Origin of the sequence: Cellvibrio sp. PSBB023 (assembly GCF_002007605.1) — a bacterium.
Lineage (GTDB): Bacteria > Pseudomonadota > Gammaproteobacteria > Pseudomonadales > Cellvibrionaceae > Cellvibrio.
Window position 1 is genome coordinate 3260409 of sequence record NZ_CP019799.1, and the last position, 11184, is coordinate 3271592.

Below are 11184 nucleotides of genomic sequence, written 5' to 3' on the forward strand. Positions count from 1 at the left end.
ATAGACATCACTGATCCGGAAAACTGTTAGCGCAATCATCCCGTGAAATTACAAAACAAGGAAAACCCGACGAACTGAATACGTATGCAACAGTCTGGTTAATTAATAACAAATGGCTTTAACTATTACCAGTGCTACGGCACTACCATTAGCCGCAGTTGCCTGCTGTCTGTGCGGCGCTCTAGTGAAATAACAATAACTCTGGATAGAGCTCAGGTCACAACCATTTTTTAGTCGTCATCACCACCGTGCAAACCACAGGGTGAGCAGTGACTTTCGCGGATGATTTCATCCATTCTCATGCAGTATTTTTTTCAGGCTTATTCGCTTGAGGGATTTGTACTGCCGTAAGAAACCGAATAACCATAACATTTAACACTGACTACAACTGCCATACCGCTGCGTTATTGCACCGTCCACGGCAGAGGAGAACCACTGTGAGAAATCATTTTTTAACCCGCTTGATCGGCAAAGCGTCATTAACCTTTACTCTCGCGCTGGCCAGTATTGCCAGTGTACAGCACGCTAGTGCGGACGCCATTTTACATGCGTTTGACTGGAACTATAGCGATGTTTCTGCCAAGGCCACCGAAATTAAAAACCTTGGCTACAAAGCGGTATTGGTCGCGCCACCGTTAAAATCCAATTCGGCTAATTCAGCCTGGTGGCAACGTTACCAGCCTCAGGATATTCGTGTGATTGACCATGCACGCGGCAACAAGCAGAGCTTCCAAACCATGGTGAACGCGCTGAATGCACAGGGCGTGGCAGTGTATGCCGATATCGTATTGAACCACATGGCAAATGAGCGCAATGGCGCTACGGATTTCCCCGGCTCTGCCGCGATTAGTACCTATAACTCCAACACTACTTACTGGAACAATCAAAAATTATTTGGCGATTTAACCCAGGGTTTATTTGGCGGTTACGATTTTAATCCCGCAAATTGTATTAGCGATTATAACGATGTATGGCAAGTACAAAACTGGCGCCTGTGCGGTGGCAGTGGCGATACAGGCTTGCCAGACATGAACCCCAACAGTTGGGTGGTAACGCAACAGCGCAATTATTTAACCGCGCTGAAAAATATGGGCGTAAAAGGCTTCCGCGTAGATGCCGCCAAACACATGACGGCCTATCACCTGAATCAAATTTTTACGTCGACCATTAAAACCAATATGTATGTATTTGGTGAAATTATCACCGGCGGTGGTGCGGGCAATTTGGATAACGATCGCTTCCTCAGCCCTTACTTGCGCGATACCGATCACAAAGCTTACGATTTCCCACTCTTCCATAGCATTCGCAATGCCTTTGGTTTTGGCGGCAGCATGAGTTCGCTGGTAAACCCGCAAGCGGTAGGCCAGGCGATTGATTCTTTCCGCGCGGTGACCTTTACCATCAACCACGATATTCCCTTGAACAGCGGTTTCCGCAGCTGGATTATGGATGCAACCGATGAGAAATTAGCCTATGCCTACATTATGGGACGCGATGGCGGCAAGCCATTAATTTTCAGTGATAGTACTGGCACTGATACAAATCGCTGGGTGAATGCTTACAAAGCGCCCCATATTGCAGCCATGATTCGCTTCCATAACACTGTGCAAGGCCAAGGTATGGAAGTGCTGGCACACAATAGTTGCGCGATTTTATTCCGCCGTGGTGAAGAGGGTGTGGTGGGTATTAATAAATGCACCAGTCAACAAAACTTCAGTGTGAATACCAACAATCGCTTTAAGTGGTATCGCAATTACCGCGATGTGCTGACCAACAACGCTTTGGTTTATATCAATAGCAGTAGCTATACCTTTGCCTTACCTGCACGCACAGCGCGTATGTGGTTGCCGGAATAACAATTGGTTTGATGATTGATCCACAAAAACCCGGCGGTGGAAACACCGTCGGGTTTTTATCGCGCGTGCATTCGGAAAATTACCTTTCCTTTCACTTGTCGGGTTTATCTATTTCACTGCAAGGGTAATAATCGCCCCCGATAATAAAGGGTTCGCAAAGGCGAGCATCGCCGCTTTTGCCTGCCACAATAAATCTACAGGTCTATCATCAACAAATTTGAGGCATCTATGTGGAAATCTGTCTTACTGCTTTCATCCGTTATCGCGCTTTCCGCGTGTAATCACCAACCAACCAACCACAAGGCCACAGGTGAATCCGGCAGTGCCGCTGCGGTGACGGCGCAGGGTTTTACCGGCGAACAGCTGCGCTTGATTGGCCGGTTTGATACCAGCACCCAGGGCAAAGCACAATTTACCTGGCCGGGCTCTGCCGTGGAGTTTCGCTTTAGTGGCACCAGTGCCTCCATCGCATTAGGCAGTACAGGTGATGTTCGCTTTCAGGTTGACGTAGATGGTGCCGTGCAGGATTTGTGGGTAAAAAATGGTGAAGCAACCTATACCCTGGCCAGCGGATTAACCAAGGGCGAACACACAGTGCGCCTCACCCGTTTAACCGAGTCCTTTGCGTTGGTGACTAGCTTGCTGGGCGATCCCATCGTCGATGGAAAATTATTGCCCGCGCCCGCTGCTGCGCCGCGACGTTTGCTGGTGATTGGCGATTCGATCACCGCCGGTTATGGCGTGGAAGGTGCGGATCAAAGCTGCCATTACGAAGCCCACACCAGTAACCAACAATTAACCTATGCAGCGCTGGCAGCCAATGAATTAAACGCAGACTTGCACGCAATTGCCTGGTCGGGTATTGGCGCATGGCGTTCTTATGGCGAAAAAACACCGGTTAACCCGAGCATTTTAGTGCGTTACCAACGCACCCTTGCCGACGATGCCAACAGCCGTTGGGATGCCAGTCAATATCAGCCCGATGCGATATTAATCACCATAGGCACCAATGATTATTGGGAAGGTTCGGTAAGCGATGACTATCGCGCGGGAATGAAAACCTTGATCGGCATGGTGCAAGCAGACTATGCCAACAAACCGGTGTATTTAATTCTTAGCCCTATGCTGGGCGGTGTACAACGCGAATCGCAAAAAACCATTTTAGGTTCGCTAGTATCGCGTAATGTGAAAGTGATTGACCTAGGCAAAATTGAACCCACCGATGGTTTAGGCTGCGATTGGCACCCGAATAAAATCACCAACCAACGCATGGGTAAGGCGCTGGTACAACAATTAACAACCGATCTGAAATGGTAATGTTTTAGCCATTCTTTATTGGCATTCTATTGGCATTGAAAAAATGGATGGCGAAGGTTAGTCGCCATCCATTTTTTATTACGCGTGATTTAATTCCTGTCGCGCCTGTTTTGTTACCTGCCAGGCTGCGCTCAATGCCAGTGAGGCCATAATCACCGCGACAATTAAATCCGGCCATGCCGTGCCGGTGCCAAACACACCGATAGCGGCAATAATCACCGCAACATTTCCTAACGCATCATTGCGCGAACACAACCACACACTGCGCATGTTGCTATCGCCATTGCGATAGGCGTAAAGCAATACTGCCACGCCCACATTGGCAGCCAACGCCAGCAACCCGATAAGGCTCATGGTTTGCGCGTCAGGCAATACGCCTGTAATTAGATTCCACACGGCATGAATCAAAATACCAATGCCAAACGTGGCCATAAATCCGGCTTTCACCAGCGAGGCTTTTGCGCGTATTTGTACACTGAGCGCCAGCACCCACAGGCTAATACCATAATTGGCTGCATCGCCAAGGAAGTCGATAGAATCCGCGAGCAGTGACACAGAGTTGGATGCAACACCAAACACAATTTCCACCACAAACATCAGTGCATTTACGATCAATGCAATCCAGAGAATGCGACGGTAGTTGGGATCGGGCAAATTGGATGGTTGATGATTGTGGTCGTGATTACAGCAATGGCCGCTCATGGAAACTCCTAATAAAAGCAAAACTGGTGTACATGACTCGACTAAATCCAAGCGTCATCGTATAGCAGGTAGCGAATTAAAATTTTTAAAAGGATGCCAATACACTAAATTAGTCTGCGTCACTATTTTACGAGCCCATCTGCTTAAAAATTAGACAAATGGGTGATTGAACATTCCATATTTCGTTATTTTACCAATAAAACCATTATTAATTTTTGTTTCATTCGTTTTTCAAGATATTGATTTTATTAAATATTTTAGTTTATTTAGTAATTTACTATAAATTATTCGAATATTTTTTCTTATGTCTCTTGATCATTTTTTGTCTTAGATGTATCTTTTACCCGAAATCAAGCCGTAACTGGAGGCAACATGGCTGTAATTACCATAAAGACGCCAAATTCACCAAGATTTTCCTTGTCTTGGGCTTTAGATAAGATGTTGATTTTACTAGAAAAAGAAGGTATTCATCCTGTTGCCCCCGATATTATGGCGCAACATCTAGGGTATTCGAACTCTAGCAACGGACAAGCAGCAACAGTATTAGGGACATTGCGCATGTATGGGTTATTGCTAAAAGCTCCCCATCGAAAAGATGTAATTTCGGAAGATATAAAAAGATTTAGATTTACACCATATGATGAAGAAAAGTCTCAGTTAGCAAATAAATGGTTAAGAACCCCAAAACTGTTTTCAACAGTCCTTACAAAATATCAGGGTAATTTGCCATCTGACCCTGCACTTAGATATGAATTGATAAGGGAATATAATTTCACTGAGGAGACGGCGAATAAATTTATAAAAATTTTAAAGGAATCTATTGATTTTGCTAACTCATTTTCTTCTGCATCTAAAGGCAGCACAAATGATTTCGAGGAAAAATTTGAGGATGGCATCGAAAGCGAAATTAATAGCAGTAACATGAAAGATGAAAAAATGGATTCTGACTTGGTAGGAATGCAAGTCAATCCTCAAACTCCTGTGGGAGGTGGATTTAAGGTACAAATAACTGGTCCTGGCATGAACTCATCTATAGATATTAATGAAGAAGAAGATTTGTTAATTGTTGAGGCAATGCTCAGAAAAGTAAGTAAAAAATTATTTTCAGAATAAAAAAACCGAAGAAGCTGCAACTTCTTCGGTTTTTAAAATCCTCCATGGGTGCTTAGGGGCTATCCAAAGGAGGGCCATGAAAGTCAAGCAGGCGTCCTATAATGGACTTTGACTGCAATGGTGTCAAGGAGCCCTAGGAGTTTAGTTTATGAAGAAGCCACCTTTTCCGGCTCCCATTGGTAAAAAATGGATCTTTGTAAAATATTTTATCCATTATAGAACAGGCAAAAAAGTATATCCTAAAAAGTCGGATTGCTTTTGCTTTTTAGTTCGGATGTAAATAAAAGATGTAACGGAGATTTATCTCCGTTACATCTTTTTTATCTTTTATTTATCAGTTGATAAAGTGTTGGTAATACAAACAACGTTAGCAACGTCGATGAAATAATCCCACCGATCACTACTGTCGCTAATGGGCGCTGCACTTCTGCACCTATGCCGATATTAAATGCCATTGGTACAAAACCTAAGCTGGCAACCAGTGCGGTCATGAGTACCGGGCGCAAGCGCGTGAGTGCGCCTTCGGTAATAGCGCTGATTAAATCGCCGGATTCGTGGTAGAGCTGGCGAATAAACGCGAGCATGACCAAGCCATTTAATACCGCAATCCCCGAGAGCGCAATAAAGCCGACACCGGCAGACATGGACAAGGGCATATCGCGCAGCCACAGGGCGAGTACGCCGCCAGTGAGTGCGAGCGGCACGCCGGTAAAAATAATCAGCGCATCTTTGAGTGAGCCAAATGCCATAACCAATAAGGCGATCACCATCAGCAGTGTGAGGGGAACCACAACTGCCAGCCGTTTACTCGCGGACTCAAGTTGCTCAAAGGTGCCGCCATAATCCAGCCAGTAACCGGTGGGCAATTTTATCTGCGCATTGATTTGGGTTTGCACTTCATTCACAAACGAACCCAAATCGCGACCGCGCACATTGGCAGTGACAATCACCAAGCGCTTGCCGTTTTCACGACTGATTTGATTGGGTGCAGGCGCCAATTCAATACTCGCGATTTCATTGAGCGGTACAAACCCGGGGGAGATTTTAATAGGCACGGGCAAGCGTTCCAGTGCGAGCAAATCGGTGCGCAAATTTTCCGGCAGGCGCACCACGATTTCAAAGCGGCGATCGCCTTCATACATCAATCCGGCGGTTTCACCGGCAATAGCAGTGGCGACAAAATCCTGCACCTGGTCCACCGTTAACCCATAGGCTGCCAACTGGCGGCGATTAGGGGTAATGGTGAGTACGGGCAAGCCGCTGACTTGCTCCATGCGCGCATCAGCGGCGCCGGGAATTTTTTGCACGAGCTGTAGAATAGCTGCAGCAGATTGTTGCAATTGTTCCAGGTCATCGCCAATCACTTTTATGCCCAGGTCTGAACGCACACCGGAAATCAGTTCGTTAAACCGCATTTGAATGGGTTGGGTGAATTCATAATTGTTACCGGGAATTTCACTCACCGATTTTTCCATGGCTTCTACCAAATCTTGTTTCGGACGTTTGGGGTTGGGCCATTGGTTGCGCGGTTTTAAGATTACGAATAAATCTGCTACTGAGGGCGGCATGGGGTCGGTGGCCACATCGGGCGTGCCGATTTTGGCGAAGACCTTATCCACTTCGGAAAATTCGCGAATGCGTTCTTCCAACACTTTTTGCATGGCAACCGATTGCTCAAGCCCGGTACCGGGAATGCGCATGGCGTGCAGGGCTATGTCGCCTTCGTCGAGCTGCGGAATAAATTCCGATCCCAAACGTGTGGATAACCACAGGCACACCAATACCAGCAGCAGCGATGTGCCCAGAATAATTGCCTTGTGTTTTAACGCGGCAATTAACAGCGGTTGATAACCGGCTTTGGCCCAGCGCATTACCCGGTTTTCGTGCTCGGCAATTTTTCCATTCATCAACAGGGCAATGGCTGCCGGTACAAATGTCAGGGATAACAACAGCGCCGAGGTGAGTGCAATGACCACGGTAATGGCCATAGGGTGAAACATTTTTCCTTCCACACCGGTGAGCGTAAAAATAGGCAGGTACACCAGAGTGATAATGCCGACACCAAATAAACTCGGGCGGATTACTTCGGCAGTGGCCTCATAGGCGAGTTGCAATCGCTCTTTTAGGCTGAGGCTACCCGAGCGCTGTGCTTCGCCCAGCCGACGAATGCAGTTCTCCACAATAATCACGGCACCGTCCACAATCAAACCAAAATCCAGGGCGCCCAAGCTCATTAAATTGGCGGATACTCCCGCCTCCACCATGCCGGTAATGGTCATCAACATGGCAATGGGAATGACTGCCGCCGTGATCAGTGCCGCGCGCAAATTGCCGAGCAATAAAAATAAAACGGCGATGACCAGCAGCGCACCTTCGAGCAGATTTTTTTGCACAGTAGCGATGGTTTTATCCACCAGTTGTGTGCGGTCATACACTGCGGTGGCAGTAACACCTTGCGGCAGTGAGCGATTAATTTCATCCAACTTAACGGCCAATGCGCGCGCGACGGTGCGCGAGTTTTCGCCCATCAACATCATCGCTGTCCCCAACACGGTTTCGTTACCATTTTGCGTGGCGGCACCGGTGCGTAATTCTTTGCCTATCGCCACTTGCGCTAAATCGCGCACGCGAACAGGCACGCCGGTGCTGTGGCTGACAATGAGATTTTCAATATCCTCAATGTGGCGTAATTGTCCCTCGGTGCGCACCAGTAATTGCTGGCCATTGCGCTCGATATAGCCCGCGCCGCGATTGTTGTTATTGGCCTTGATTGCCGAGACCAGATCTTCAAAGCCAAGTTGCCATTGCAATAATTTCACCGGGTCGGGGGTGATGTGGTATTGCCGCGTGTAACCGCCAATCGCGTTAATTTCCACCACCCCCTTAACCTGCATTAATTGCGGGCGGATTATCCAATCCTGAATTTCCCGGAGTGCCATGGCATCAAATTGTTCAGGATCTTGTGCGCTGACGGTGTAGGTAAAAATTTCCCCCAGTCCGGTGGCGATGGGGCCCATGACCGGTTCGATAGTGGCAGGCAGTGCGGATTTAATTTGACCGAGGCGCTCGTTAATTAAATTGCGCGCAAAATAAATATCCGTGCCTTCCGCAAATACCACCGTGACTTGCGACAAGCCGTAGCGGGACAGCGAGCGGGTGTAGGCAAGCTTGGGTAGCCCGGCGAGCGCAGTTTCCACCGGGTAGGTGATGCGCTGTTCAGTTTCCAGTGGCGAGTAGCCCGGTGCTTCGGTGTTGATTTGCACCTGGACATTGGTGATGTCGGGCACCGCATCAATCGGCAGCCGCTGGTAATTCCATAGACCCAGGGCGACCAGTGCCAGAACACTGGTCAGCACCAGCCAGCGCCGCGCAATAGCGGTGTGCAGGATTGCATCAATCATGGCGACAACTCCTAGTGTTCATGGGCGGCACCGGATTTCTCCAGGTCGGCCTTGAGGATGTAGGCGTTATCCAACGCGTATTCGTCGCCTGCACTGAGCCCGGCAAGTACTTCGGTGTACAGGCCATCGCTGCGGCCCAGGGTCAAGGGGTGGAACTCATAGCGATACCCCGCGGTAAGTGCCTCTTTCACAAACACGCCCGGTTTGCCCTCAAAGGTTTGCAGGGCACGGTTATCCACCCGAAGTGGCACCTGGGTTTCCGCCAGCGTGATCCAGCCCTCCACCGCCTGATTGGGCACCCAGTGCCCGGCACTGTTATCCACCGGGGCATGGACTTCCAGCGTGGGCGTATCGCCAAAGCGCGGGGTGATGTACTCGATATGGGTCTGCGCCTGCTGGCCATCGGCTGCTACCAGAATCGATTGTCCAGCCTTGATCTTGCTGGCATCGGCAGGGAACGCCTGCAAATGCAGCTCTAACACGCGCTCATCGAGAATACTGAAGAGCACCTTGTCGCCGCTGAACTCGCCGGCGTTGGCATGGCGCTCAACTACTGTGCCCTCAATGGGCGAGAGCAGCGGGTATTCGCGCAGGCTCTCGTTGGATTCCACCGTCGCCAGTAGCTCGCCCGCCTTAACGCGCGTGCCAATGCTGGGGTTTACCTTGCGGATCAAGCCGGGGTAGCGCGCCTGGATATGGCTAAGGCGCAGGGGGTCCACCACTAATGTGCCGTAGAGTTTGATGCGTTGCTGCAATACTCCTTCGGCGGCGATAACGCTGGATATAGCGGTTTTGTCTGCCAATTCGCGGCTGATCTCTACATGGGTTCGCTCGTCGTGCGCGGCATCGCCATGGTCGTGGCCTTGTTCGTGGTCAGGTTCATCCTTATGCCCATGGTCTTTATCGTCATGAGCCAACACCGGGCCGCTAAGGCACAGGGTCAAAAACAAACTATTTATCAGGAGTTTCATGGTGTTACCTCAGGTTCGGTCGCTGGTGTGACGGTCGATTGCGCAGCGGCAGTCAGGCGTTCCAGTTCAATGCGGGTTTCATGGGCGCGCAGGGCGGCACCGATCAGTTGGGCGCGGGTTTCCAGCAATTCACGCTGGGCCATGGCCAGTTCAAGGGAGCTATAGCGCCCCTGCTCAAAGGCGTTGGCCGTGGCGCGGCTGGCCTCCTGTAACAGCGGCAGTATGCTGTCGCGCAGACGCGTGGTTTCGCTCAGGGCTTGTTGATGAGCACTCCAGGTTTGTTGCAGGCGAGTTTCCAGCTGCAGTTTGGTGCTATCTTCGGCAAGTTGGGCGGCATCCTGCGCGGCGCGGGCAGTTTGTATCGCCCCGCTGGCGCGCTGGCCACTGGCCAGAGGCAGGCTTAGCCCTACCACCAGAGCGGTGTCGTTACTCTCCTGCAATTGGCGAATGCCTGCATTCCACCCCAGTGCCAGGCGGCCTTCACTTTCCGCCTTGCGCCCTTCGGCGACCCGCAGGCGAGTGGCGTCAGCCAGAAGCGCCAAATCAGGGTTCTGCGCCAGGCGGGATTGCCAGTGGGCAAGGGGTTCAAGGTTAGCAAGTGCCCACAAATCACCGCGGGCGCGGGTGAAGTCCGGGCTGGGATCGCCCCAGTAAGCGCTGAGCAACAAGGCCTGTTCATGCACCTGCTGCCGGGCTTTTTCCAGGGCGATTGCCGTGCGCGCCAGCACAGCGCGGGCGCGCATTAGCTCTGCCTGTGGGGTGCTACCCAGTTGTACCCGTCTGGTCAGGCTATCCACCAAACCCTGCGCAAGCTGTTCCGCCTGCTGCTCCAGTTGCAACTGCTCCTGCGCTGCCAACAGGGCGACAAAGCGATAATTCACCGCCGCGACCAGATCCAATACGGCTACCCGCTGCTCGCTAGCCAGCGCTTGCTGACGTGCCGTGACCAGGCCCAACCGGGCATCACGCTGGCCACCCAACTCAATAATGGATGCGAAGGATAACGTGAGTTCCGCCCCATCCACCCCCTTAAAATCGCCGGAGCCGGCAAGGTTTTCTGCGTCCAATTGAAGGTGAGTCTGGGGCCGCAGGGCGGCGGTTGTTTGCTCGCCCGCCAGTTCAGCGCGGCGAATCTTATAACTCGTTAGTTGCGGGTTGTGCTGCAGGCTGGCCCTTAAGGCCTGCCCAAGGGTGATCTCATCCTGCGCAGAGGCACAGGCAGCACAGGTAACCAGTACCAGTGCCGATAAAAGGATTTTCATAACAATTCCTGCCATGTTTGCGCCTTATAGACGCAGGTTATCAACCAAAACTGCGATTGCAGTTAAGCGGAAAAATAATCAGGCAGTGAAGGGTGGCGCCCGTAGTGGTGGCCGTAGGTGGGGGAAACGGGTGGGAATAAACGCGACAGCGCGGTGGGTAAAGACTTGCGGCGGCGGAATGAACAGTAGCAGCGACAGCACCGCCAGCAGTATGACATTCAGATCAATCTTGCTCAGTTTGGCGAGCACTGACTGCAATACATCCACATCCCTGTCCTGATGCACCTCATCCGGGTGATGCTCCAGCTCATCCATATGCTGCAACTGCAAATGAATAGAGAGCGGCGGCTCCTGCCCATCAAAACACAAATGCCCATAAGCACCGCCCCAGTTGGCAAGCAACCAGAGAAGCAGCGCCACAAAGGCAAATTGATGGGAAGGTTTGGACATGGGAACCAGTCGCCGTGAAGAGTGAGCTAAGCATAACGGGCTATGGGTGAATCGGCAAACAATCCCCTTCGCCTGATCCACATCAATAGACGCCGGGACCATAGCCAACTAT

General features: G+C 50.6%; 8 protein-coding genes. 3 read left to right on the forward strand and 5 right to left on the reverse strand.

Going from position 1 to position 11184, the window contains the following annotated elements; all coding sequences use genetic code 11:
- The first annotated feature begins 437 nt into the window (after nt 1-437).
- Complete coding sequence (locus B0D95_RS14210; RefSeq protein WP_210403625.1) at nt 438-1856, forward strand: alpha-amylase family protein; 1419 nt, start codon at nt 438-440, stop codon at nt 1854-1856.
- A gap of 228 nt (nt 1857-2084) precedes the next feature.
- Complete coding sequence (locus B0D95_RS14215; RefSeq protein WP_078044514.1) at nt 2085-3173, forward strand: SGNH/GDSL hydrolase family protein; 1089 nt, start codon at nt 2085-2087, stop codon at nt 3171-3173.
- A gap of 78 nt (nt 3174-3251) precedes the next feature.
- Here B0D95_RS14215 and B0D95_RS14220 read toward each other — a convergent pair whose 3' ends face one another.
- On the reverse strand, nt 3252-3875 hold the full coding sequence (locus tag B0D95_RS14220; RefSeq protein WP_078044515.1) for a cation transporter: 624 nt from the start codon (nt 3873-3875) through the stop codon (nt 3252-3254).
- 372 nt (nt 3876-4247) lie between these two features.
- Here B0D95_RS14220 and B0D95_RS14225 point away from each other — a divergent pair, with 372 nt between their 5' ends.
- Nucleotides 4248-4988, forward strand: coding sequence for a hypothetical protein (locus B0D95_RS14225; RefSeq protein ID WP_078044516.1), 741 nt, complete (start codon nt 4248-4250; stop codon nt 4986-4988).
- A gap of 320 nt (nt 4989-5308) precedes the next feature.
- On the opposite strand, the gene B0D95_RS14230 is transcribed toward B0D95_RS14225, so the two are convergent.
- The 4 genes from B0D95_RS14230 to B0D95_RS14245 form a co-directional block, all read right to left on the reverse strand.
- Nucleotides 5309-8389, reverse strand: coding sequence for an efflux RND transporter permease subunit (locus B0D95_RS14230; protein ID WP_078044517.1), 3081 nt, complete (start codon nt 8387-8389; stop codon nt 5309-5311).
- Between the two features lie 11 nt (nt 8390-8400).
- Nucleotides 8401-9360, reverse strand: coding sequence for an efflux RND transporter periplasmic adaptor subunit (locus tag B0D95_RS14235; RefSeq protein ID WP_078044518.1), 960 nt, complete (start codon nt 9358-9360; stop codon nt 8401-8403).
- Nucleotides 9357-10622, reverse strand: coding sequence for a TolC family protein (locus B0D95_RS14240; RefSeq protein ID WP_246841612.1), 1266 nt, complete (start codon nt 10620-10622; stop codon nt 9357-9359). The genes B0D95_RS14235 and B0D95_RS14240 overlap by 4 nt, the downstream gene beginning before the upstream one ends.
- Before the next feature lie 78 nt (nt 10623-10700).
- Complete coding sequence (locus tag B0D95_RS14245; RefSeq protein WP_078044520.1) at nt 10701-11072, reverse strand: hypothetical protein; 372 nt, start codon at nt 11070-11072, stop codon at nt 10701-10703.
- Between the last annotated feature and the right edge of the window lie 112 nt (nt 11073-11184).

Coding starts and splice junctions, on each gene's coding strand:
- B0D95_RS14225 (WP_078044516.1), top strand. CDS start 4,248: ATGGCTGTAATTACCATAAAGACGCCAAATTCACCAAGATTTTCCTTG.
- B0D95_RS14235 (WP_078044518.1), bottom strand. CDS start 9,360: ATGAAACTCCTGATAAATAGTTTGTTTTTGACCCTGTGCCTTAGCGGC.
- B0D95_RS14240 (WP_246841612.1), bottom strand. CDS start 10,622: ATGAAAATCCTTTTATCGGCACTGGTACTGGTTACCTGTGCTGCCTGT.
- B0D95_RS14220 (WP_078044515.1), bottom strand. CDS start 3,875: ATGAGCGGCCATTGCTGTAATCACGACCACAATCATCAACCATCCAAT.
- B0D95_RS14230 (WP_078044517.1), bottom strand. CDS start 8,389: ATGATTGATGCAATCCTGCACACCGCTATTGCGCGGCGCTGGCTGGTG.
- B0D95_RS14245 (WP_078044520.1), bottom strand. CDS start 11,072: ATGTCCAAACCTTCCCATCAATTTGCCTTTGTGGCGCTGCTTCTCTGG.
- B0D95_RS14215 (WP_078044514.1), top strand. CDS start 2,085: ATGTGGAAATCTGTCTTACTGCTTTCATCCGTTATCGCGCTTTCCGCG.